This is a genomic window from Pseudozobellia thermophila (genome assembly GCF_900141855.1).
In the GTDB taxonomy this organism is placed as follows: Bacteria; Bacteroidota; Bacteroidia; order Flavobacteriales; family Flavobacteriaceae; genus Pseudozobellia; species Pseudozobellia thermophila.
The window spans coordinates 652535-675209 of sequence record NZ_FQYU01000001.1; the positions used below are offsets into that span (position 1 = coordinate 652535).

The following is a 22675-nucleotide window of genomic DNA, read 5'->3' on the forward strand; positions in this document are numbered from 1 at the left end:
ATTGATAAGCATCGAGACTTGTCGTATTTTTACAAAAAATGGATACCATGGGTATTAAGGAAATACAGGAAGAGATCGTCGACGAATTTTCGATGTTCGACGATTGGATGCAGCGCTACGAATATATGATCGAGCTAGGCAAATCCCTTCCGTTGATAGATGAAAAATACAAGACCGACGACAACATCATCAAAGGCTGTCAGAGCAAGGTATGGGTACATGCCGAACTGGATGGCGATAGACTGGTCTTTACGGCCGACAGCGATGCAATTATAACAAAAGGTATAATTGCTATCCTGATCCGGGCATTTAGCAATCAAAAACCACAGGATATTATTGATGCCGATACCGATTTCATTGACGAAATCGGTCTAAAGGAGCACCTTTCACCGACCCGTGCCAACGGTCTGGTAAGCATGATCAAGCAATTAAAGCTGTATGCGGTGGCCTATCAAACACAGTTAAACTAATACAGGGTCGACCCGAAGCGGAGAGCAAGCGGCTGGACCCTATAAAAACAAAAGACAATGAGCGACGAAATAACTACCATTGACGCCAGCGAATTGGGCGAAAAAATCGTCAAAGTACTAAAGACGATATACGACCCCGAAATTCCCGTAGACATTTATGAACTTGGGCTCATATACGATGTGTTGGTCAACGAAGACAACGAGGTGCGTATACTGATGACCCTAACCTCGCCCAACTGCCCTGTTGCCGAGTCCTTGCCCGTAGAGGTAGAGGAAAAAGTGAAGTCCTTGGATATGGTCAAGGATGCCGAGGTCGAAATAACTTTTGACCCGCCTTGGACGCAGGATTTAATGAGCGAAGAGGCCAAATTGGAACTCGGCCTGCTCTAAAAGAACCTTTTTAAGATATACTAGCCATGGAGCCATCCAAAATGCCGGAAAATAGCGGGCCTATCGTTAATAGGGTCGCCCAGAGCAAACTGCTTACCTTCGACCTTGAGGACTACTATCAGGAGGGCAGCCGAGTCTTGTTCGATATCTCCGAATGGCTGTACGAAGGCATTATCCTAAGGGAAAAGGAATTCAGGGCCGCTGCCGAGGCCCACGATTGGACACGGTACCAAGATGCCTACGTGGCCCTTCATTGTGCTACCGATGCCATCGTACCGGGCTGGGCCTATATGCTCTTGACCGTAAAACTATCACCCTATGCGAAAAGAGTGGTGCAAGGTGATCTCGAGATGTTGGAAACTTCCTTATACCAATCGGTACTTGAAAACCTGGACCTTTCGGCCTATCAAGATAAGCCGGTTATCGTAAAAGGCTGTAGCAAAAAACCCGTTCCCCCCAATGCTTATTTGTTGATAACTGGTAGGTTACAGAGGGTGGCAAGGTCGGTAATGTACGGTGAAGCGTGCTCTTCCGTGCCTTTGTTCAAAAGAAAATAATCGTTGATAAACTTGTTTATTAAATGTTAGCATCGTTAACTTTGCCGTTGATAAACACTTATTCACTAACATTAACATTATGAAACGATTAGTAATTTCTTGCCTTGCAACGCTCGCTTTTTCCGCAGGTTTTGCACAAACAATTGACGAACTTAAAGCCGAGCAAGCGGCAAAAAAAGACTCAATCAACGCCATTCAAGGTAGGGTAGATGCCCTGCAATCGCAAATTGACGCATTTCCCGGGTGGAAAATAGGCGCCTTCGGTACCATTGGTGCCAACCTATCGAAATTCAATAACTGGTATTCGCAAGGAACACCGAACAATTCTTCCGGAAATATAGGGGTTACCGTAAACGCCTACGCCAATTTGGACAAGGAAAAATTCTTCTGGAAGAACTCCGCCAACATCAACCTGCAATGGGTCAAATTGGACGATAAGGACGATCCTACCGACAACGAGGGATTCGACGGAACTACCGATGTTTTTAATATCGTGTCCCTTTACGGTTATAAGCTGAACAAAAACTTTGCGATTTCGGCCTTGGGCGAATACCGAACCTCGATCATCAATAACTTTAACGATCCTGGTTACTTGGATCTTGGTGTGGGTGCAACATGGACCCCGATTGCCGATATGGTAGTGGTGATCCACCCATTGAACTACAACTTTGTGTTCGCCGACAATGATGCGGCCTATGAGTCTTCGGCAGGTGCCAAGATCGTGGTCGACTATACCAAGAAAATCGGTGCGATCAATTTTAAGACCAATTTCTCGACCTTTCAGAGCTATGAAGACGGTGATTTGTCCAACTGGACATGGATCAACTCCTTTGGTTACACCCTATGGAAGGGGATAGGCCTTGGTTTTGAATTCGGATTGAGAAGCAACAAACAAGAGGCCCTTGGCAATGCCTTGGCGCAGACTCCCGTTCCGACCCCGACCCCAACCTTGGGCAACATCGATAACGATCTACAGAGTTATTACCTCTTTGGTCTGAACTACTCGTTCTAACACGAAAGAACCTTAGATCCGTATAAAATAAAATGCCCCGGCCATTTTGGTCGGGGCATTTGTTTGTTAAGTAGGATGCTTTAATTTGGTACAGTTAATAAAAAAATCAAACTAAGCGGTTAAGTCGTAGCGATTTGGGTCGTAACACTAAATTTCAAATACAAAGCTAATGTACCCGACACTCGCCGAATTGCGAAAATTTTGTTGCGAAGGCCTCCATATTTGTGGTGAAATACGTTAAAATGCCTTTTTTTTCGACGAACGGACACAATAAAGGCTTTTTCCGCGATTTGGGTGGCAAGCCTACAAAAAAAGACCCTTCATTTGAAGGGTCTTTTTTTAAGTAGGTATTGGTAAGGTTAAGCTTTGTAGGTAAATTTCCGATCTGGGGATCGTAAGCTTTTCGGTCAAGTTCAAGGAGCGATTTGGGAATCAATTCTCTCACTTAATTACACTGTAAATCTACGCCACTCCTTTGAGATTGCTAAATAATTGTTGTGAACCGCGCCCCTGTTGTTGTGAAAAATATGAACGGTTTTGTTTCTTCGACGAATGGTGGCTTCGAATGCCAACCGGGGTTAGTATTCATCCAAATGCTCGGGGTATAGAAAGTTGTTGTACGGAAACCGCGTCACGTGGATATCGCGTACCTCGTCGTATACCCGCTTTCGGAACTCGTCGAGGTTCTGTTTGTTGAGTGCCGATATAAAAATGGCCTTATCCCCCACCCTTTGCATCCAGGTGCGTTTCCATTCCTCAATCGTAAAATGCCTTTCCGTTTTTTCGGTCACCAGATCGTCCGAATCGATTACCTCGTGCCGGTACTGGTCGATCTTATTGAAGACCATAATGGTGTTCTTGTCGGAACAGCCAATTTCGTGCAAGATTTTGTTGACCGAGTCAATGTGCTCTTCAAACTGCGGGTGCGAAATATCCACCACGTGCAATAGCAAATCCGCCTCGCGCACTTCGTCCAGGGTACTTTTAAAGCTCTCCACGAGCTGCGTGGGCAGTTTACGGATAAATCCTACCGTGTCGCTCAAAAGAAAGGGGAGATTGCCTATGACGACTTTTCTGACCGTGGTGTCGAGCGTCGCAAAAAGCTTGTTTTCGGCAAAGACCTCGCTTTTACTGATTACGTTCATCAAGGTCGATTTGCCCACATTGGTATATCCGACCAAGGCCACCCGGACCAGTGCCCCGCGATTGCCCCGCTGGGTTTCCATCTGCCGGTCGATTTTTTCAAGCTTCTTTTTGAGCAAGGAAATCCGGTCGCGTACAATACGCCTATCCGTCTCGATTTCGGTTTCACCCGGTCCGCGCATACCGATACCCCCTCTTTGGCGCTCCAAGTGCGTCCATAGTCCCGTTAACCGGGGCAAAAGGTATTCGTACTGGGCCAGCTCCACCTGGGTACGGGCGTAGCTGGTCTGTGCGCGCTGCGCGAAAATGTCGAGTATAAGGCTGGTACGGTCTACGATCTTGCAGCGCAGCAGCTTCTCTATGTTGCGCTGCTGGGCAGGGGTAAGTTCGTCGTCAAAGATTACCGACCCTATGTCGTTGGCCTTGACAAAAGCCTGGACCTCTTCCATTTTACCGCTTCCTATAAGCGTTTTGGGATTGGGAACGTCCATGCGTTGTACAAATCGTTTGACCACCTCTCCCCCTGCCGTATAGGTCAAAAACTCAAGTTCGTCAAGAAATTCGCTGACCTTTTCCTCGTTCTGTTCACGATTGATGACACCGATCAAAACGGCCTTTTCGTGCTCTATGCTATTCTTTTCTATCATATAGGTTGTAAATTGCAAATTTAATCAATACTGGCCGACCTATTTGAGCAATAATAGTGGCCCAAAACGTAAAAACCATGATTTTTTCGTTCTTAAAAAAGAAAAAAAAGCAAAACCGCCTAAATACCGTTGCATTTTATAACCTTGAAAACTTGTTCGATACCACCAACGACATCCATACCCTTGATGATGATTTTACGCCCAAGGGCTCTAAAAGGTGGACACCCAAGCGTTACAAAAGCAAATTGGACAAACTGGCCAAGACGGTATCGCGGTTGGGCCAGGGCGAAACCGGTGCGCCTCCTGTAATCGTCGGGGTGGCCGAAGTGGAGAACAAGAAAGTGGTACAAGACCTGCTCGCCTGTAATCCCTTGGACAAGATCGACTACGATTGTGTCCATTACGATTCTCCCGATGAACGGGGTATCGATTGTGCGCTGATTTATCACCGTAAACATTTTAAGGTAGAACACTCGGAACCGATCAATGTAATGGTCTATCAGGAGGACGGTACCCGCGACACGACCCGCGATATCCTATACGTAAGGGGTACGTTGAACAAGGAAAAGGTGCACCTTTTTGTAAACCATTGGCCGTCTCGAAGGGACGGAGATGTGCAGACCGAATCGAAGCGCTTGAAGGCGGCCGAGACCCTACTTGACTTTATGGCCCGCATTGAGGCTTCGGAAGCGGCCCCCAATTACATTGTAATGGGCGACTTTAACGACGACCCCCATTCAAAGAGCATACTGGCCCTGACAAAGGGCAAAGGCTTGTACAACCCCATGGAAAAATTGCTTACCCCACATCGGGGAAGTGCCAGTTATAGAAAGTCTTGGATGCTTTTCGACCAAATCATGGTGTCGCACAGTTTTTTGAACTACGAGAAAGGAACCCATAGTTTTGCCCATGCGAACATTTTTGACGAACATTTCTTGACCGAATTCAAGGGCAAATACAAGGGCTCGCCCTACAGGACCTATGTCGGCCGGAAGTATATAGGAGGCTATAGCGACCACTTTCCGGTCTACATCCAACTCAAGTACAACATGTAGCCTTGATCGTTACTTGGGGGCTAGTTGACGGCCAATAGGTCGATTTCGAAAATAAGTACCGAGCCCCCCGGGATACCATTGTAATCGAAGGTGCCGTAGCCCAAATGGGCAGGTACGAGTAAGAGTCCGCTACCGCCCTCCTTAAAATAGGTGATTCCTTCCGTCCACCCCGGTATAACCTGTTGAAGATTAATGGAGATGCCGTTTTCGTCGCTTTCGTCAAATACGCTTCCGTTTAGAAAATATCCTTTGTAGACCACGGTCACATCGGAGCTGCCTGTCGGTTGTGGCCCGGTACCCTCTTCGTCGATGATATAATAAAGGCCGCTCGCACTTCGTTGGGCCTCCAAATCGTTTTCTTCGAGATAGGTTCGTATATCTTCGTCGTTTTGGACACTAAAATCAATGGGGTTAGGGTTTGAGCTGTTGTCGTCCAAACACGAGGTTAGCGCAATGAACAGGAAGGATAAAAAAAGTATTTCATGTTGTAGTTTGCGGTAAATATAGAAAAGAACGAGGTATTCTCATACTTTTTTAATCTCCTCGTCGTGCAGGAGCTCCTCGCCCCTAAGGCGTAAAAATACCTGTGCGGTGGTCACGACATCCAGTTCGCAATACGTCACGATGCGATCGATGTCCTTTTCCTCGTAATACACTTGGCGTACCATACTCCCGTCAATGTCCTGTTTTGGGGAGGGGATGCCCAGGATATTCGCCAAGAGCTTCAATGACGTAAAGTGTTTGTAATCGCCGAATTTCCAGAGTTCCATGGTGTCCAAATGAGGTACTTCCCACGGTTTTTTGCCAAAGAGGTTCAGTTTGTAGGGCAGTTCGATACGGTTGATGATCATGCGCCGTGCGATGTACGGAAAATCGAACTCTTTGGCATTGTGTCCACAAAGCAGGTATTTGGGGGCGTTGAAATGGGTGTCGAGCAGGTTTTTGAAAGCTTTTAACAGTTTGGCCTCATCTCCATAATACGAGGTGGTGCGAAAGGTCCTAAGGTCGCCCCTAAAGTTGAAATAGCCTACCGATATACAGACGATCTTTCCGAATTCGGCCCAAATACCGGCCCGGTCGTAAAATTCTTCGGGGGTGTATTCGTCCTTGCGCTGGTACTGCGATTTCTGTTCCCAAAGCTCTTTTTTCTCCTCGTCCAACAGCTCGAAACGCTCCTTTTCGGGAACGGTCTCGATATCCAAGAAAAGAATATGTTCCAAGTTGATCCGCTTTAACATAAAGCCCTGTTACTTTCGTTTTCGGTCATTCAATATACGAACAAAACCGGAATGGTGTACATGGTCTTAACCTGGGGATGGTACCAGGGCACCTTAGGCCAAAACCGACCCCATAGTTGGTTCCGTACTTTCCCTTTCCGGGGGAGGGATAGGATGGCTATTGAAAATGCACGCTTTTATCGATGAACGGCATATTGATGGAATGGCGGCTTGGATGGGGGGCAAGGTACCGACCCATGGGTCGGTTAATTTTCAAAAAGCGATTGTTGTTTTATGGGATTTTCGTGCTCGAGAAGCCATTTTTTTCGGTGCAGTCCGCCGGCATAACCCGTTAAGGAACCGTCACTTCCAATAACGCGGTGGCAGGGCACCACGATCCACAAGGGGTTTTTGCCATTGGCCGAGGCGACCGCCCGGATGGCTTTGGGGTCTCCTAGCGATTTGGACAGGTCGAGGTAGGTTATCGTTTTTCCGTAGGGTATTTGGGCGAGGGCCTGCCATACCCGTTTTTGAAATTCGGTGCCCTGTGGATTGGTTTTCAGCGAAAAGGACGATCGTTCTCCCGCAAAGTATTCCTTGAGTTGGCGGGCGGGTTCTTGCAAGCTTTTCGGTATTTGGTGCGAAGGCATGTCGGTATGGTCAAGAACCCTGATCGACGATACGCCTTCCGAATCGCCGCGAAGTTCGGCAAGGCCCAAAGGGGTTTTAAGAAAGGCTACCTCCATGGGTCAAAGGTCTTTTTGTCCTTGGTCTAGTTTTTCATCGATAATCCCGATTCTTTGGGCTCGGTTTTTCCAGTTTTTACGGGCCAAATCCTGAAGATCGGCCACATTGTCGCTCTCGTCCATAATTTCCAGGCCCAAGAGGGTTTCAATAACGTCTTCCATGGTTACAAGGCCGCTTACCGAGCCGTATTCGTCTACGACAAGGGCAATGTGTTCGCGTTTGGCGATCAAGGTTTCAAAGAGCTTGGGAATGGGCGTGGATCTTTCGGTGACCAATATTTTCCGTTTGATATCCGATAGGGGAATGGAACCGTTGTCCTTTACCATTTCTTCGAGAATGTTGTCTTTCAGGACAAATCCGTCGATATGGTCCATTCGCTCGCCATATACGGGAATCCGGGAGAACCGCATCTTGGGGTTGGCTTCGAAAAATTCGCGGATGGTCTTGTTCTCGGGCGCAATCTTCATTACCGCACGGGGCGTCATGATATCCTTTACCAGCACTTCGTCAAATCGAAGCAAGTTCTTGATTATGGTCGATTCCGATTTTTCAAAAACCCCTTCTTCGTGGGCTATGTCGGTCATTGCCGTAAAATCTTCGCGGCTGAGCACACTGCCTTCGTGTCCGTGTCCGCCCACCAATTTGGTGAATAGCTGTAACAACCACAACAATCCCGTGTATTTAAGGCCTAGCACCATTATCCGGAGGGTTTTCGAGGTGAAATTGGCCAGGGATTTCCAATAGGTGGCGCCAATGGTCTTGGGAATGATTTCGGAAGCGACAAGGATCAAGATGGTCATTATTGTCGAAACGACCCCGACCATTAGGTCCTCCGAGAAGGGTACGCCCAAGACCGTTCTTTCGGTCGTTCCGTAAAGTTGGGCATAGGCCACCTTGGCCTGAACCCCCACCAAAATGGCTCCGACGGTATGGGCAATGGTATTCAAGGTCAAAATGGCGATAAGGGGCTTGTCAACGTCCTTTTTCAGTTCTTCGAGAACCAAGGCGTACGACTTGCCTTCCTTCTTTTTTACATTGATGAAGGTTGGGGTAATGCTTAAGAGCACCGCTTCGAGAACCGAACACAGAAATGAAAAAAATATGGAAATTAACGCATAGAAGATCAGCAGACCCATGACTTGGTTGTTTAATGGCTAAGATACCAATATTTGTATAATCTTGTGTGCTTATTCCCCAGGCAATGTTGCTTGGTAAAATACTTGTTGTACCGCAGTGCGTATGTTCATACGGTAGAGGTTGCGGTTTTCGCGGGTGGGATTGACCCGGTTGGACAAGAATATATATACCAATTGGTTTTCTGGATCGGCCCAGACAAAAGTTCCCGTAAAACCGGCGTGTCCAAAGCTTTGGGCGCTTACTTCGGGGGCAGGATACGCGTCTTTCAAGTCCAGTTTCGAATTGTTCAAAAGGGGCTTGTCAAAACCCAGTCCCCTTCGGTTGCCGTTCTCGGGGTATTGTTCCTTGATGAACTCTTTTACGGTTGCTTCCGAGAAATAGCGTTTGCCGTCGTAGATACCGTACTGCATGTACATTTGCATAAGTTTTGCCAGATCGGTAGCCGTGGCGAACAGGCCGGCATTGCCCGAAACGCCTCCCAAAAGGGATGCATTTTCATCGTGTACCCAACCCTGGGTCAGGGTATGGCGAAAAAGGGTATCGACCTCAGTGGGAACGATTTTGTTCGTAAAGCCCTTTAGTTTGGGGTTAAATCCCATGGTCGGTGCCCCTAGGGGCAGATAAAAGTTCTTTTCGAGGTAGTATTCGTACGACTCGCCGCTCAATTGCGTTACCAGTTCGGGGAAAATTAAGAAGGTGAGCCCGGAATAGGTGTATTTTTTCTCTTTTGAGACCTCGGAACGGTCGATAAGACGGTACATTTTTTTATTGAACCTGTTCTTGATATAGAGTCCGTCGTAGGCCTGATGGCTAAACCGGCTATTGGGGGATGCCCTTACAAACCGTTTTTTCACCTTGCCATTTTTCTTGAGTACCTTATTGAGAAAAACGATATAGGGAACCAAACCGGCCTGATGGGCCAGAATTTCGCGAAGGGTCAGGTCTTTTTTATCGGAAATTTTCCTCCAGCGGGTCCAATAGGTGCTAAAGGGCACATCGAGTTCAAGTTTTCCCTCGTCGACCAGCTTCATAACGGCAGGGAGGGCCGCCGTAATTTTGGTTACCGAAGCCAGGTCGTAGATATCGTCAAGGGCCACGGGCTGTATGCTGTCGTAGGTGTGAAAGCCATAGGCCTCGTGAAAGATGATCTTGCCATTTTTGGCGACCAAGACCTGTGCCCCGGGGAAGGCCTCATTTTTTATACCATTTGTTATTATAGAGTCGACACGGGCCTGTATGACCTTTGAGTCGAGACCCACCTCTTCAGGACTTCCGTAGGTGAGGGCATCGCTTCGACCTAGGTTCAGTTCAACCCTCGGGTTTTCCTGCCCGTGGACCAGCACAAAAAATAAACCAAATAGTATAAAAATATAAGACCTCATTGGGAACTACGATTAGGGTTGTTGTTTTTGGGGCTTAGCCCAATAGTTTTACGGCATCTTTGGCAAAATAGGAAGCGATAATGTTGGCACCTGCCCTTTTTATGGCGGTCAGTTGCTCCATCATCACCGCATCGTGGTCGAGCCATCCTTTCTGGGCGGCGGCCTTAAGCATGGCATATTCGCCTGAAACCTGGTATACGGCCAAGGGTACGTCTACCTCATTTCTGATTTCACGAACAATATCCAAATAGCAAAGTCCCGGTTTTACCATAACGATATCGGCACCTTCCTCTATGTCCATCTCGGTTTCCTTTAGGGCCTCGAATCGATTGGCGTAATCCATTTGATAGGTTTTTTTGTCCTTCGGGATATCTTGTACATCTACGGGGGCCGAATCCAGGGCATCCCTGAACGGACCGTAGAAGGCACTGGCGTATTTTGCGCTGTAGCTCATAATGGCGGTATTGAGGTAGCCTTCTTCTTCCAAGGCCTCCCGAATGGTGAGTATGCGCCCGTCCATCATATCGCTGGGCGCCACTACATCGGCACCGGCTTGGGCATGGGATAGGCTCATTTCTGCCAAGACCTCGGTGGTTTCGTCGTTCAGTATTTGTCCGTTCTCAACGATTCCATCATGGCCATACGATGAAAAGGGGTCCAGGGCCACGTCGGTCATTACCAGCATGTCCGGACACGCATTTTTGGCCGTTTTAATGGCCCGTTGCATCAATCCGTCGGGGTTAAGGGCTTCCGAGCCCTGGTTGTCCTTTAGCTTGTCGTCAACCTTTACAAATAGCAAAACCGATTTTAGGCCCAGTTTCCAGAGCGCCTTAACCTCCTTCTCAAGGTTATCGAGGCTAAGCCGATAGTAATCGGGCATGGAGGGAATCTCCTCTTTTACATTTTTTCCTTCCACCACAAAAAGGGGTACTAGAAAGTCGTTGGGGGTCAAGAAAGTTTCCTGCACCAATTTTCGCATGCTGTCGGAGGTCCTGAGACGTCGATTTCTTCTTAATGGATACATATGGTTTTATTTATTTTTCGCATTAAATTCACTATTCCCCCCAAATCCGAAAATTACCCTCATTACGGGTAATATCAAAGTTTGGGCGATTAAAATATGCACGGTTTTCACGATCAATGGTTTTGCCTGCATCGTATATGTTGGGCCAACTTGTCATTAAAGCCGTAGGCACCCCATAGGGTACTATCTTTCTGTATGGCCAAGGGGTCTTGGTCGGCGTCGATATAGTTTTTGATCGATTTGACCAAGGGGTGGTCCATGCCCCCGATTTTTAAGATGGATTTGTCCCCGGGGATGCTTAAACCTCCTTCGTACTCGTAGCAGAATACCAAAACCTTGTCACCTACCGATAATTCGAGATCGTTAAAACAGTCGCTTCTAAAATATTTTTGGTTTTCGTAACCGCCCGATGGCGGATTATTGATTTTAAATACCCTGTCCAAGGCAATGGTGCCCCATTGCGAAGTGTAGAGCGGTCCGGGATCATGGGTGGGGTTTTCGAGGTCGGTGATGGTACCGGCAAAGGCCAGGCTGTAATCTTCGCCGCAATAGCCTATAAAGGGGCCCGACTCTTCCCACCAGTATGTGTAGGCGACCTCGAGCGTATCGGAGGTAAACTCGATGTCGATATCGCTTTTCGAGCGGGTTCGCTTACAGGAGGTGCCCAGGCATAAATACGCTGATACCAAAATAAGGACAAGCGGTTTTAGACCCATGACCTGGGGTTTTTCAAAACGTTTACCAAGCGTTCTTCCTCACTGCCCGCTTTCGGGTGGTGGTCGTACCTCCATTGTACATGGGGCGGAAGGCTCATGAGAATGCTTTCGATACGGCCATTGGTCTTTAAGCCGAAAAGCGTACCCTTGTCGTGTACGAGGTTAAACTCGACATAACGGCCCCTGCGTATCTCTTGCCAATCGCGTTGTTGGGGCGTGTAGGGGAGGTCCTTTCTTTTTAAAACAATCGGTATATAACTCTCCAAAAAGCTGTTTCCTACTGCCGTAACAAAGTCGTACCAGTTTTCCATGGACATGTCTTCGGATGCCTTGCAGTAATCGAAAAAGAGTCCACCAATGCCCCTGGCCTCGTTTCTATGGGAGTTGTAAAAGTATTCGTCACATTTTTTCTTGTATTGGCTATAGAATTCAGGATGATGTTCGTCGCATACGTTTTTGCAGATGGTGTGAAAATGAACGGCATCTTCGTCGAAGAGGTAGTAGGGGGTTAGGTCTTGGCCTCCCCCGAACCACTGGTCTACGATATTTCCTTGCTTGTCGTACATTTCAAAATACCGCCAATTGGCATGTACGGTGGGTACCATTGGGTTTTTTGGATGAATCACCAAACTGAGTCCGCAGGCAAAAAAGTCGGCATCCCGTACACCGAAGTACTGTTGCATGCTTTTGGGCAGTTCGCCGTGTACGCCTGAAATATTGACCCCTCCTTTTTCAAAAACAGTACCGTTCTCGATTACCCGCGAACGGCCTCCACCACCTTCGTCGCGTGTCCATTGGTCTTCGCGGAATGTTGCCTTTCCGTCTACCTCTTCCAACTTGGAGGTAATCGTATTTTGAAGTTCCTGTATGTAGCTAAAAAATTTGTCTTTCATCGTTTGGATAACTTGCGCGTCGGTTTAGGTGCAAAATTACGGTTTAAAAACAAGGCTTCTATAAGTGCGAGCGAAGAATAGTAGCATAGGCCAAAGGCCATTATGGCATGGGGGATGTCGACAAACGCCCCTTCCGTATAAATTGAACGACCGTATCCCGTAATTTTTAGGAATTCATCGGTAAGTCCGAATTTTGGAATGTAATCGGCCGCCAACAAAAAGAAAAACAGCATAAAGAAATAGATAAGGGCCCCGAGTACCGAGGTAGTAATGATGCGATTTCTTATTTCTTTTGAAACATCCGAAAAGGCAAAGCGCATGCGATTGAACACGACCAAGAGATAGGCGATCAATACAATGTTGTTTTCGGCCATTGAGTTTATGGCCAGGGCGAACAGGCCATAAATCGGAAACAAAATATAGAGCGATAGTTTTTTGGGCATTAAGGCCATAAAAACCCCGGAGTGTACCATTACAAATTCGAAGAGCATCATAACCGACAAGGTGGCCAAGCGGCCCGTATCGTTGATTTGCGGATCGAACCAGAGGGTAAAAAACTGATAGGCCACAAATAGATTCATCAATATGCCGCCGTATTCGAACTGCCTATCGTATCTCTCGATTATCTGCATTTACCGGTCTTTTGAAAGTTGAAACAACAGCATATCCAAGGGTTTTTCATGGGGAGGCGTATATGCGGCCTTGAGCGCCTTCGTAAAGCTAAACCCGCTCTTTTCGGCCACCCGTCTGCTGGCCACGTTGCTTTCGTGCACTAAAATTTTAAGGCTTGTGAGGTTTAGTTTTTCAAATGCATGGCGCGAAAGTTCCATTACGGCACGGGTCGCCCAGCCCCGTCCTGTATGGGCCTGGTCCATACAATAGGCGACTTCCCCGACTTGGTCTTGCCGGTCGATATCTTTTAAGATAGCGAGTCCGCAAACCCGGTCGTCGGTTTTCCCCTTGATGGCGAAAGTGTATTCCAAGTGGCTGTCGAAGGCCTTGTTTTTTTGTGAGATATAGGCTTTTGATGCCTCAATGTCGAGGTTTTGGGCCAGGGTCACCGGGAAAAAGCGTTGAAAACGCCCTTGGTTGGACACCATCAATTCCGAAAGACTTTTGGCATCTTCGGGCCTTAATCGTTGCAGTATAAAAGCTTCATTTTGCATATCCCATCTTTGGGGCCATCCGTACCGTGCAAGAGCCAATCGGTCGGCACGTGAATGGCCTATCAAAAATTATACCTATTGGTATGTTAGGGTGCGAATAGGTATTATTGCCGGTATTCCTTGACCGCATCTATAAAAGCCTTGGCATTTTCCAACGGCACGTTCGGAAGGATGCCATGACCCAAGTTGGCCACATACCTGTCCTTACCGAATTCGTTGATCATTTGGGTAACCATTTTTTTGATGTCGGACGGGGGCGAAAGTAGGCGGGCGGGATCAAAATTACCTTGCAGTGTTATATGGCCACCGCTTAGGTAACGCGCGTTCTTTGCAGAGCAGGTCCAGTCTACGCCCAATGCGGCCGCCCCTGATTTTGCCATTTCGCCCAAGGCGAACCAGCACCCTTTACCGAATACGATAACCGGGGCCTCGTCTTTTAGGGCATCGATGATTTGTTGGATGTATTGCCATGAAAACTCTTGGTAGTCGACGGGTGACAACATGCCGCCCCAGGAATCGAAAACCTGTACCGCATTTACCCCTGCCTTGACCTTGGCCTTTAAATAGGCAATGGTGGTGTCGGTAATTTTCTGAAGCAGGGCATGGGCCGCTTCGGGCTGGGTAAAGCACATTTCCTTGGCCCGATCGAAGGTTTTGCTTCCCTGGCCTTGGACGCAATAGCATAAGATGGTCCAGGGAGAGCCCGCAAAGCCGATCAAGGGCACCTCGTCGTTCAGTTTTTCCTTGGTGGCCTTAATGGCGTCCATTACGTAACCCAAGGCATCGTTTACATCGGGTACGATGACACGGTCTACATCGTCTTGGGTACGAACGGGCTTGGGCAAATACGGACCGAAATTGGTCTTCATTTGTACTTCGATGTCCATGGCCTGCGGTACGACCAAAATATCGGAGAACAGTATGGCGGCATCCATTCCGAAACGCCTAATGGGCTGTACCGTTATTTCCGAGGCCAATTCAGGGGTCTGGCAGCGCGTAAAGAAATCGTATTTTTTCTTGATTTCCATAAATTCGGGAAGGTAGCGGCCCGCTTGGCGCATCATCCATACCGGTGGCCGTTCGACCGTTTCCCCTTTAAGGGCCCTAAGAAATAAATCGTTTTTTATCATTTTTAGTTCGAAGTTAATGGTTGATACTCGATTATCGCCCGACCATGTTCCGCTTTTATGTCAAAATGCCCTCTTGGGTCGGTCCTGATTTTGTTTCCGTCGTCCATGTACCCGCAGACCGCTTCGGGGTCACTTAACAATGCCCCGTTACGAATAACTTGAATTCACCAAGTCGATCGTACTTTCTACCGTTGGTATCTTGGCCACCCGTACCTCCTTAAAATGCTTTCTCGCCTCGGCGGCGGTTGTTTCGCCAATGCAGTAGGCCACCTTGTGGGGTGTGTTTTTCAGTAAATAGCTCTCGACTGCGGAGGGGCTGAAGAACATGACGCCTTCAACATCTTTATCGATCTCTACCGGTGCGTGCTTGGTGGTATACGCCTCTACCTCGTTTACCTTAATACCGTTCTGTTCCAATATGTTGGGAAGGTCGTCTAAGCGTAAATTGCTGCAGAAGTAGGTCACCTCGGTGCCGTCGATATATTCCACCAGATATTCGGCGAGCTTTTGGGCGTATTTTTCCTGATGCTTTACCGGGCCGATCCGGCGCTCGATCAATCGCTTGGTCTTTCGGCCAACACAATAGATGTTCTTGAACCTCAATTCGTCGCTAGTGGCTTGGGTCAATAGCGATTCAACCGTGTTTTTACTGGTGATGATGACGTTCTCGTGCTCCTTTTTTAAAACGGTTTTCGGTATGCGGTTGGGACTTATCTTGATAAAATCTTCCGCCTTCACCTTAATTTCCCCCTTAAATCGCTGTAGTTGGTCCGGGGTGAGGTTTTTGGTGGAGAATATATGGGTTTGAAGGCTTATTTCCTCGCTTTGGTTGATCAGGAGTTTTCCGCCTCGGGCGAGAATGCTGTTGGCGCAGTCGCGGCCCAAAAATTCGTGTTTGCCCAATGGGGCCGAGAACTCGGCTTCCAATTTTTTCTTTCCGTCAACGGAGAGCAAGACCCCCTTTAGGGTAACCTTGTCGTTTTCGTCAATGGTGGCATGGGCGCCGATGGGCGCCGAGCAACCTCCTTCGAGAATGCGGAGGAACTCGCGTTCGAGGTGGGTGCAAATGTCGGTGGCTTCGTGGTTAAGGGCGGCACAGGCATCAAGAATAAAATCGTTATCCTCCAAGGCGACCACCATTACGGCCCCTTGGGCCGGGGCGGGAAGCATCCAGGTCAATCCGATGGTGTTTTCGGGCTCCAGCCCTATGCGTTCCAGGCCGGCAGCGGCAAAAATGGCCCCGTTCCAGTCGTTGTTCAATAGCTTTTCGTATCGGCTGTTGACGTTGCCGCGTAAATCGACAACCGTATGGGTGGGGTATCGATTGAGCCATTGGGCCTTTCTTCGCAGGCTTCCGGTAGCGATTACCGCATCGCGTTGGGCGAGAAACTCCTCGTTGTTCTTATAGGCCAGTATGTCGAAATGGTTGCCCCGTTCAAGAACCGCTGCCTTGACGATGCCCTTGGGCAGGGCGGTCGGAACATCCTTCATACTGTGTACGGCGATGTCTATTTCGCCCTTGAGCATGGCGACGTCGAGGGTCTTGGTAAAAATGCCCGTAATGCCCAGTTCATAGAGGGGTTTGTCAAGTATTAGGTCGCCGGTCGATTTTACGGGTACGAGGGCCGTTTTGTAACCGAGGGCTTCAAGCTTGTCCTTTACGGTATTTGCCTGCCATAGCGCCAATTCGCTATCGCGGGTACCGATTCGGATGACTTTGTTCATGGAGTTTCTATTTCGAGTTGAAAAACTTTTTGGATCAGTTCGAGGCTGGTGTCGGCATCGACCTTGTCGTCTTTAAGGTGGTTGGCGAATTGTTTGGTGATTTTTTGGATGATGCGGTTGGAGATAACCTCGGCATGTTGCTCGTTAAAGTCGGAGAGCTTTTTCGATTGATAGTCGAGCTCTTCGTCCTTCATCGTCTTCAACTTCTTTTTTAGGGCCTTGATGACGGGTGCGAACTTTCGCGTTTCAAGCCACTGGATAAAATCGGTTTTCACTTCTTCTATGATCGCTTCCGCCTTGGGTACAAAGCGTTTTCTGCGTTCCAAGGTGTCGTCGGTAATACGCGAAAGGTGGTCTAAATGCACCAAGGTTACGTTTTCCTTTTCCGAAACGTCGTTCGCCACATTCTTCGGAATGGAAAGATCGAGGATCAAAAGGGGCTTTTTCGTATATATAAGTTCTTTTGAGATCGTGGGCGATTGGGCGCTGGTGGCCACGATCAGTACATCGGTATTTCTGATTTCGGTTTGAAGGTCGCCGTAATCCTTAACGATAAGATTGAATTTGCCGGCAATTTTTTCGGCCTTGTCCTTGGTCCGGTTGATCAGCGTAATCTGGTTGTTTTTGGTGTGCTTGATCAGGTTTTCGCAGGTATTTCGACCGATTTTTCCCGTTCCGAAGAGCAAAATGTTCTTTTCCGAGATGTCGGGTACATGCTCCATGATATAGCGTACCGAGGCAAAGGCCACCGATGTGGCCCCTGATGAAATTTCGGTTTCGTTCTTGATCCGCTTGCTGGCCTGGATGACCGAATTGCACAAGCGTTCAAGGAAGGGATTGGCGATACCGAATTTCTTGGACCGCGCAAAACTTTGTTTCAGTTGGCTGATAATTTCAAAATCGCCCAAAATTTGGCTGTCAAGTCCCGTGCCCACCCGAAAGAGATGGGTAATGGCATCGTTGTTCTTGAACACATAGGCCACCTCTTGAAACTCTTCTACCGAGCCCGAGGCGTTGTCGCAAAGTAATTTGATCAGTTGAAAGGGATGCTGTGCAAAACCGTGGAGTTCGGTACGGTTGCAGGTAGACGTAACCAAGAGTCCGTCTATACCTTGGGCCTTGGCCTGGGTCAGTATCCGGTCCATGGCATCGGCATCCAGGCTGAACTTGCCCCGGACTTCGGCATCCGCCTTTTGGTAGCTTAGTCCAATGGTATAGAACGAGTTATGTTTTGAAATGTGATAATCTTTCATGAAAGCCTTCAAAGCGGGACAAAAATAAGGGGGGATTATCGATAAAAATAACGCTAGCGGAACAATAAGTATCGTTACGGGTTTTTTTGGATGTATATGGATGTAAATCCGTTGAAAACCAATATTTTTGTAGGAAATGCAACGCTTCGACACTAATTTATTTAGAAGCGTTCTAAATAGAAGGGGAATATATTTTGGAGATTATGATGGAAAAAAATGTCGCTGAAGGTTCGTATCAGGAAGTGTTGATCGAAGATGGTTTCTTCGTGCTCAAAATTCAAAACGACGGGGTTCGTAAACAAAAGGTGGTTCGAGAAATCGACAGTTCGTTCATACAGTTTCATTTTTGCCTCAAGGGAAGTGCCAAGTTTATATTTAACGAGGGCAGGTATGCTCTCGAGGTTTCCGAAGAGAACTCGCTTTTGCTCTACAATACGCAACTGGACCTGCCCATCAATCTGGAACTCAACCCGAATTCGTGGTTGGTTTCGGTGGTGATGACCATTCGCAAGTTTCATTCGCTTTTTTCGAAGGAGGCCGATTACATTCCTTTTTTAAGTGCCGACAACAAGGACAAGAAATACTACTCGCAAGAAGGGGTAAGTCCGGCCATAGCCGTTATCCTGAGCCAGATAATGAACTACAACCTGCACAATTCGATAAAGGAGCTCTATATAAAGGGCAAGGTATACGAACTGATCGCCCTGTACTTTAACAAAAGCGACGATGCCGATATGGAGCAATGTCCCTTCTTGGTCGATGAAGACAATGTACGCCGAATTCGAAAGGCGAAGGAAATTATTATTTCGCGTATGGCCGAACCACCGACCTTGAGTGAACTGTCGGAAGAAATAGGCCTGTCACTGAAAAAGCTAAAAGAGGGCTTTAAGCAGATTTACGGCGATTCGGTTTTCAGTTTCCTGTTCGACTATAAGATGGAATATGCCCGTAAAATGCTTGAAACCGGCCAGTACAATGTAAATGAGGTGGGATTGAAAGTCGGGTATAGTACCGCTAGCCACTTTATTTCGGCCTTTAAGAAAAAGTACGGTACCACGCCTAAAAAATACCTGATGGCCCTGGCGAGCAATTAGCCCATGTTCGCTGTTTAGAGGGGAGCATGCGATTGCCTACCGGTTTAAGGGTATTCGGCCGTAAATTGGCTTGATGTCTAAAAAATATCGACATAAGGTTCGTTTTTGTCGCTGAAATTCAGATCTTCGTATCCCGAGATACTATAGCCCGAAGTTTTATTCCTTAATATCCCCCCCTGAAAATGAAAGAAAGACCTTTGTTAGGCCTGCTTTCCCTAACGTTTGTAATTTTATCGATTGTTTTATTTGCGGCCTGTCAAAAAGATGGGGAAGTGGTGCCCGAGGGGAGTATTAAGTCCGATATCATCGCCCCGGAACCTCCGAGAAATTTAACCGCTACCCATATAACCGATTCTTCGGCGGTCGTTTCGTGGCAAGAGGCAAAAGATAACATCGAGGTAGTCGACTATGTTTTATACCGCGATAGTGTGGAAGTTTTTCGCGATACGCTTACGTCGTACCACGCCACGGATCTAAAGCCGGCTACACCTTATAAGTTTTCCGTTAGGGCGGCCGACGCTGCAGGAAACCTTTCGGAATTCAGCAAACATGTGGAAGTGGTCACCAAGGCGGCCGATAGTTTGCCCGACGATGGTATAAATATCGATAGCCTAAACCGGTACAGCGTGTTGGTCTTGGCGCCGGTATTGGTGTTGGACAGCGTAACGACAACGGCGGTAAGCCTAAGCTGGAAATCGGAGACCAATGCTTCGGCAATTACCGAATATCGGGTCTATCAAGATTCCGTGAAGTTGGTTTCCTTGAACAAGAAAAAATATACCGTTCAGAATTTGGTTCCCGAAAACAGCTATTCTTTTTGGGTGGCGGCGGTGGACGTGTCGGGAAAGGAATCGAAACCGAGCAATGCGATCGACGTACTTACCTTGGCGGAAGAAGCTATAGTGCAGGATACGGTTGCACCACCGGCCCCGGTGGGGCTATCGGCCAATGCGATCACCTCGAATACGGTCGATCTTTCGTGGCGTTTTCCAACCGATAGTATACAAGTGTCGGGCTATAGCGTTTATAGGGACAGCGTACTTTTGACTACCGTGAAGGAAGCTTTTTTTCAAGTGGGGGATCTTGAGCCCGAAACCGGTTATAGTTTTACGGTAACGGCTTGGGACGATTCGGAAAACGAATCCCTGCCCAGCGAAGCCTTAATGGTGACCACGGAACCGGTTGAAAATCAAAACGAGGAGCAAGTCGATTCCATACCGCTTAGCGCCCCGATAAACCTTAGGGCGTTGGAAATAACCGACAGTACGGTAAGTTTGGCCTGGGACCGACCCAACGATAGTACGGTGGTGCAAGAATACTTGGTCTACCAAAACGGAACCTTGCTGGGCAATACGGCAGAGCCCGGGTTTATGGCCGTGGATTTGGCGGCTGCCACCGAATACACGTATACGGTTTCCGTTTTGAACGATCGGGGTCAGGAGTCGGTTAAAAGTGCGGCCTTGGCGGTGATCACCGAAAAAGAGGCAGAACTACCGGAAAACAATCAGCCCCCGGCAATCCCTACGGAATTGTCGGTCTCCGATATTACGACTACTTCAATACGTTTGAATTGGAAGGCCGATAGCGATAGTGACCAGGAACACCGATTCAAGGTCTTTCAAAACGACATTTTGATCGGCAATACCACAGCTTCGGCCTACGAGGTAAACGGATTATCGCCCAATACCGAATACAGCTTCTCTGTTTCGGCGATCGATGGCGAAGGGAACGAATCGGCACGGAGTACCAGTATTGCCGCCACTACAGAAGCCGAAGACAGGATCGAGGAAGATGTTGAGGCCCCTACCGTTCCGACCGGTCTGCTTGCCGATGGGGTTTCGGAGACCGCTATCGAATTGAGCTGGACACCTTCTACCGACAATGTCGGGGTTGCGGGGTATCGGGTCTTTATGGGGGGCGAATTGGCAGCCACTGTCGAAGGCCTCCGCTATAATGTGAGTAACCTTGCCCCCGGGACCGAATACTCCTTTGCCGTTTCCTCATTTGATGCGGTGGGGAACGAATCCCGGCAAAGTGTGGCCCTAAGCGTGTCTACGGCCGAAGAGGTGGTGGTAGATAACACGCCTCCGACGGCGCCCCGCAACCTTGGGGCCCAAGAGGTCTCACAAACCACGGTCGATTTGGTATGGGAAGCGGCTACCGACGATTACGGGGTCGTTGGATATAGGCTTTACCAAAATGGCGGCTACCTCGCAGAATCGTCCTCAACGTATTATCGAGTGTCGGGCCTGGATCCGGCCACAACCTATAGGTATGCGGTATCGGCCATTGATGCCGAAGGCAACGAATCGGAACAAAGTAGGGAAGTATCGGTTATAACCGAGGAAGAGATTAAGGAAGAAACCAGCGATAAGATATTGGTGTTTACCAAAACGGCCGGGTTTAGGCACGGTTCGATAGAAAAAGGGGTGTCGACACTTCAAGATTTGGGCCGGGCCAATGATTTTGAAGTGGTACAAACCGAAAACGCCTCGGACTTCAATGCGGACAACTTGGCCAAGTACAAGGTTGTGGTTTTTTTAAATACGACGGGAGATGTGCTTGATTATGGCCAACAGGTAGCTTTCGAAAACTACATCCGCTCCGGGGGTAGTTTTATGGGGGTACATGCCGCCACCGATACGGAATACGATTGGCCTTGGTACGGACAGTTGGTCGGTGCTTATTTTAACGGTCATCCGAGCATTCAGGAAGCCACCTTGAACGTGGTCGACCACAACCATTCGTCTACGGCACATTTGCCCGGCACGTGGACGCGTACGGACGAATGGTATAATTTTAAGGACGTCTATTCGGGTATCGTGCCCTTGGTGCTTTTGGACGAAAGCAGTTACTCGGGCGGAACGAACGGGGAATACCACCCTTTTTCGTGGTACCACGAATTTGACGGGGGAAGGGCTTTTTATACGGCCGGGGGCCATTCAAATAGCGCCTACGACGAAGCCGGGTTTAAACAGCATTTGCTGGGCGGCTTGATGTATTGTTTGGAAAGGTAACCTTTGAATTATTATAGTTTGGGCAAAGGTTATTGGGGCCTCGCCACCATAATTCCCGTATTCTTTTTGATGCCTTTGAGGTAATCGGCCAAGGGTAATTTGGAGACCTCTACCTTCATGGAACCCGTAGAGGCATGGAGCAGATGTATACGACCATCCTTTTCCCAAGTGGCAAACCCCGTGTGGGTAATGTCCAATCCGTCGATCGATGTGGTCAAGGCGATGATATCGCCGGTCTGTATCAAATGCTCGTTGGCCGCGATCTGGTCTTGGGGCAACATACAGATGCTCCCGTTGTTGAGGTATTGCTCCGATGCCTTTATTTTTTCGTAGTTGGTGTCATCGGCCAAAAAAGGATACAAATCCCTATGGGTACTCATAAAATTGATTTCCTTTTTCACTTCCGTGCCACCGATTTCCGAGGTAATATCCCTTAACAACCCCTTCTTTTCGTTGTTGGCGATCCATTCCGAAAAGTAATGGAGGCGCGAGGCATAACCCGATAATTTCCCGTCTTTATACCGAATGGTCTCTAGGGCCCCGGTAAAGGCATCAAAGCTGGGTTCCCCGTTTCTTAAAAGGTTTCCGAAGGCCAACACGTTTTCGACAAAGGTGGTGCAGTCGAGTCCCCTAAGGTTGACGACCAAGGTTTCGGTATCGCCTATCTCAAGGGTTTTGGCCACGTAGGGGGTTTCCAAAAAGGTTTTTCCTATGGCGGCCAAGGTCTTGCCAAAGTCATCTTCCAACAGGCCATCGATTTCAAGCAATTTGTTTTCTACGGCCTGTTTGTCGGCCGGGGTACAGGTAATCTGTTGGGCGGTGGTTATCGCACAAACAAAAAGGGCGATTGCGAAAATGAACGACTTCATAGGTCTAAAACTTTGTGTAAAAATAGCCATT

22 protein-coding genes are annotated in these 22675 nt (G+C 48.1%); 7 read left to right on the forward strand and 15 right to left on the reverse strand.

Annotated features, from left to right (window positions below):
- Positions 1-47: 47 nt before the first annotated feature.
- The 4 genes from BUB37_RS02780 (at position 48) to BUB37_RS02795 (ending at position 2429) form a co-directional block, all read left to right on the forward strand.
- Positions 48-470, forward strand: a complete 423-nt coding sequence (locus BUB37_RS02780) for a SufE family protein (protein WP_072989712.1) — start codon at positions 48-50, stop codon at positions 468-470.
- 57 nt (positions 471-527) lie between these two features.
- On the forward strand, positions 528-860 hold the full coding sequence (locus BUB37_RS02785; RefSeq protein ID WP_072988143.1) for a DUF59 domain-containing protein: 333 nt from the start codon (positions 528-530) through the stop codon (positions 858-860).
- A 26-nt stretch (positions 861-886) separates the two neighbouring features.
- Positions 887-1417 (forward strand): DUF2480 family protein, encoded by a 531-nt coding sequence (locus BUB37_RS02790; protein WP_244526705.1) that lies wholly within the window; start codon positions 887-889, stop codon positions 1415-1417.
- 79 nt (positions 1418-1496) lie between these two features.
- On the forward strand, positions 1497-2429 hold the full coding sequence (locus BUB37_RS02795; protein ID WP_072988145.1) for a DUF3078 domain-containing protein: 933 nt from the start codon (positions 1497-1499) through the stop codon (positions 2427-2429).
- 578 nt (positions 2430-3007) lie between these two features.
- Here BUB37_RS02795 and hflX read toward each other — a convergent pair.
- On the reverse strand, positions 3008-4219 hold the full coding sequence (hflX, locus tag BUB37_RS02805; protein ID WP_072988151.1) for a GTPase HflX: 1212 nt from the start codon (positions 4217-4219) through the stop codon (positions 3008-3010).
- 77 nt (positions 4220-4296) lie between these two features.
- Here hflX and BUB37_RS02810 point away from each other — a divergent pair, with 77 nt between their 5' ends.
- A complete protein-coding gene (locus BUB37_RS02810) occupies positions 4297-5274 on the forward strand; it encodes an endonuclease/exonuclease/phosphatase family protein (protein ID WP_072989718.1) in 978 nt (325 codons plus the stop codon).
- A gap of 20 nt (positions 5275-5294) precedes the next feature.
- Here BUB37_RS02810 and BUB37_RS02815 read toward each other — a convergent pair whose 3' ends face one another.
- The 13 genes from BUB37_RS02815 to hemA all read right to left on the reverse strand — a co-directional run bounded on the left by BUB37_RS02815 (position 5295) and on the right by hemA (position 17664).
- Positions 5295-5711: an FKBP-type peptidyl-prolyl cis-trans isomerase gene (locus BUB37_RS02815; protein ID WP_244526707.1), complete on the reverse strand. Its 417-nt coding sequence runs from the start codon at positions 5709-5711 to the stop codon at positions 5295-5297.
- A gap of 87 nt (positions 5712-5798) precedes the next feature.
- Positions 5799-6512 (reverse strand): 3'-5' exonuclease, encoded by a 714-nt coding sequence (locus BUB37_RS02820; protein WP_072988157.1) that lies wholly within the window; start codon positions 6510-6512, stop codon positions 5799-5801.
- Between the two features lie 245 nt (positions 6513-6757).
- The gene (locus BUB37_RS02825) at positions 6758-7237 is read right to left on the reverse strand and encodes a methylated-DNA--[protein]-cysteine S-methyltransferase (RefSeq protein ID WP_072988159.1); all 480 of its coding nucleotides are present in this window, start codon (positions 7235-7237) and stop codon (positions 6758-6760) included.
- 3 nt (positions 7238-7240) lie between these two features.
- The gene (locus BUB37_RS02830; protein ID WP_072988161.1) at positions 7241-8374 is read right to left on the reverse strand and encodes a CNNM domain-containing protein; all 1134 of its coding nucleotides are present in this window, start codon (positions 8372-8374) and stop codon (positions 7241-7243) included.
- Positions 8375-8425: 51 nt separating this feature from the next.
- Positions 8426-9757 carry a serine hydrolase domain-containing protein gene (locus tag BUB37_RS02835; RefSeq protein ID WP_072988164.1) on the reverse strand — a complete coding sequence of 444 codons (1332 nt, stop codon included), beginning with the start codon at positions 9755-9757 and terminating at the stop codon, positions 8426-8428.
- Positions 9758-9791: 34 nt separating this feature from the next.
- Positions 9792-10781, reverse strand: coding sequence for a porphobilinogen synthase (gene hemB, locus BUB37_RS02840; protein ID WP_072988167.1), 990 nt, complete (start codon positions 10779-10781; stop codon positions 9792-9794).
- A gap of 113 nt (positions 10782-10894) precedes the next feature.
- Positions 10895-11497 carry a hypothetical protein gene (locus BUB37_RS02845; RefSeq protein ID WP_072988170.1) on the reverse strand — a complete coding sequence of 201 codons (603 nt, stop codon included), beginning with the start codon at positions 11495-11497 and terminating at the stop codon, positions 10895-10897.
- On the reverse strand, positions 11488-12390 hold the full coding sequence (gene hemF / locus BUB37_RS02850; RefSeq protein ID WP_072988173.1) for an oxygen-dependent coproporphyrinogen oxidase: 903 nt from the start codon (positions 12388-12390) through the stop codon (positions 11488-11490). The genes BUB37_RS02845 and hemF overlap by 10 nt, the downstream gene beginning before the upstream one ends.
- Positions 12387-13022 carry a hypothetical protein gene (locus tag BUB37_RS02855; RefSeq protein WP_072988176.1) on the reverse strand — a complete coding sequence of 212 codons (636 nt, stop codon included), beginning with the start codon at positions 13020-13022 and terminating at the stop codon, positions 12387-12389. Before BUB37_RS02855 ends, hemF begins: the two co-directional genes overlap by 4 nt.
- Positions 13023-13556 carry a GNAT family N-acetyltransferase gene (locus tag BUB37_RS02860; protein ID WP_072988179.1) on the reverse strand — a complete coding sequence of 178 codons (534 nt, stop codon included), beginning with the start codon at positions 13554-13556 and terminating at the stop codon, positions 13023-13025.
- Positions 13557-13660: 104 nt separating this feature from the next.
- A complete protein-coding gene (hemE, locus tag BUB37_RS02865) occupies positions 13661-14686 on the reverse strand; it encodes a uroporphyrinogen decarboxylase (protein ID WP_072988183.1) in 1026 nt (341 codons plus the stop codon).
- Between the two features lie 147 nt (positions 14687-14833).
- On the reverse strand, positions 14834-16411 hold the full coding sequence (gene hemC / locus BUB37_RS02870; protein WP_072988186.1) for a hydroxymethylbilane synthase: 1578 nt from the start codon (positions 16409-16411) through the stop codon (positions 14834-14836).
- On the reverse strand, positions 16408-17664 hold the full coding sequence (hemA, locus tag BUB37_RS02875; protein WP_072988189.1) for a glutamyl-tRNA reductase: 1257 nt from the start codon (positions 17662-17664) through the stop codon (positions 16408-16410). Before hemA ends, hemC begins: the two co-directional genes overlap by 4 nt.
- Before the next feature lie 203 nt (positions 17665-17867).
- Between hemA and BUB37_RS02880 the strand changes: the two genes are divergently transcribed.
- A complete protein-coding gene (locus tag BUB37_RS02880) occupies positions 17868-18758 on the forward strand; it encodes a helix-turn-helix transcriptional regulator (protein WP_072988193.1) in 891 nt (296 codons plus the stop codon).
- 182 nt (positions 18759-18940) lie between these two features.
- Complete coding sequence (locus BUB37_RS21290; protein WP_094766505.1) at positions 18941-21775, forward strand: ThuA domain-containing protein; 2835 nt, start codon at positions 18941-18943, stop codon at positions 21773-21775.
- Positions 21776-21804: 29 nt separating this feature from the next.
- Here the strand turns inward: BUB37_RS21290 and BUB37_RS02910 are convergent, their stop codons facing one another.
- On the reverse strand, positions 21805-22644 hold the full coding sequence (locus tag BUB37_RS02910; protein WP_072988197.1) for an N-acetylmuramoyl-L-alanine amidase-like domain-containing protein: 840 nt from the start codon (positions 22642-22644) through the stop codon (positions 21805-21807).
- Positions 22645-22675 lie beyond the last annotated feature (31 nt).

What these genes read in the sequence shown, in the direction of transcription:
- BUB37_RS02780 (WP_072989712.1), top strand. Translation starts at nt 48, where the DNA reads ATGGGTATTAAGGAAATACAGGAAGAGATCGTCGACGAATTTTCGATG.
- BUB37_RS02785 (WP_072988143.1), top strand. Translation starts at nt 528, where the DNA reads ATGAGCGACGAAATAACTACCATTGACGCCAGCGAATTGGGCGAAAAA.
- BUB37_RS02790 (WP_244526705.1), top strand. Translation starts at nt 887, where the DNA reads ATGGAGCCATCCAAAATGCCGGAAAATAGCGGGCCTATCGTTAATAGG.
- BUB37_RS02795 (WP_072988145.1), top strand. Translation starts at nt 1,497, where the DNA reads ATGAAACGATTAGTAATTTCTTGCCTTGCAACGCTCGCTTTTTCCGCA.
- hflX (WP_072988151.1), bottom strand. Translation starts at nt 4,219, where the DNA reads ATGATAGAAAAGAATAGCATAGAGCACGAAAAGGCCGTTTTGATCGGT.
- BUB37_RS02810 (WP_072989718.1), top strand. Translation starts at nt 4,297, where the DNA reads ATGATTTTTTCGTTCTTAAAAAAGAAAAAAAAGCAAAACCGCCTAAAT.
- BUB37_RS02820 (WP_072988157.1), bottom strand. Translation starts at nt 6,512, where the DNA reads ATGTTAAAGCGGATCAACTTGGAACATATTCTTTTCTTGGATATCGAG.
- BUB37_RS02825 (WP_072988159.1), bottom strand. Translation starts at nt 7,237, where the DNA reads ATGGAGGTAGCCTTTCTTAAAACCCCTTTGGGCCTTGCCGAACTTCGC.
- BUB37_RS02830 (WP_072988161.1), bottom strand. Translation starts at nt 8,374, where the DNA reads ATGGGTCTGCTGATCTTCTATGCGTTAATTTCCATATTTTTTTCATTT.
- BUB37_RS02835 (WP_072988164.1), bottom strand. Translation starts at nt 9,757, where the DNA reads ATGAGGTCTTATATTTTTATACTATTTGGTTTATTTTTTGTGCTGGTC.
- hemB (WP_072988167.1), bottom strand. Translation starts at nt 10,781, where the DNA reads ATGTATCCATTAAGAAGAAATCGACGTCTCAGGACCTCCGACAGCATG.
- BUB37_RS02845 (WP_072988170.1), bottom strand. Translation starts at nt 11,497, where the DNA reads ATGGGTCTAAAACCGCTTGTCCTTATTTTGGTATCAGCGTATTTATGC.
- hemF (WP_072988173.1), bottom strand. Translation starts at nt 12,390, where the DNA reads ATGAAAGACAAATTTTTTAGCTACATACAGGAACTTCAAAATACGATT.
- BUB37_RS02855 (WP_072988176.1), bottom strand. Translation starts at nt 13,022, where the DNA reads ATGCAGATAATCGAGAGATACGATAGGCAGTTCGAATACGGCGGCATA.
- BUB37_RS02860 (WP_072988179.1), bottom strand. Translation starts at nt 13,556, where the DNA reads ATGCAAAATGAAGCTTTTATACTGCAACGATTAAGGCCCGAAGATGCC.
- hemE (WP_072988183.1), bottom strand. Translation starts at nt 14,686, where the DNA reads ATGATAAAAAACGATTTATTTCTTAGGGCCCTTAAAGGGGAAACGGTC.
- hemC (WP_072988186.1), bottom strand. Translation starts at nt 16,411, where the DNA reads ATGAACAAAGTCATCCGAATCGGTACCCGCGATAGCGAATTGGCGCTA.
- hemA (WP_072988189.1), bottom strand. Translation starts at nt 17,664, where the DNA reads ATGAAAGATTATCACATTTCAAAACATAACTCGTTCTATACCATTGGA.
- BUB37_RS02880 (WP_072988193.1), top strand. Translation starts at nt 17,868, where the DNA reads ATGATGGAAAAAAATGTCGCTGAAGGTTCGTATCAGGAAGTGTTGATC.
- BUB37_RS21290 (WP_094766505.1), top strand. Translation starts at nt 18,941, where the DNA reads ATGAAAGAAAGACCTTTGTTAGGCCTGCTTTCCCTAACGTTTGTAATT.
- BUB37_RS02910 (WP_072988197.1), bottom strand. Translation starts at nt 22,644, where the DNA reads ATGAAGTCGTTCATTTTCGCAATCGCCCTTTTTGTTTGTGCGATAACC.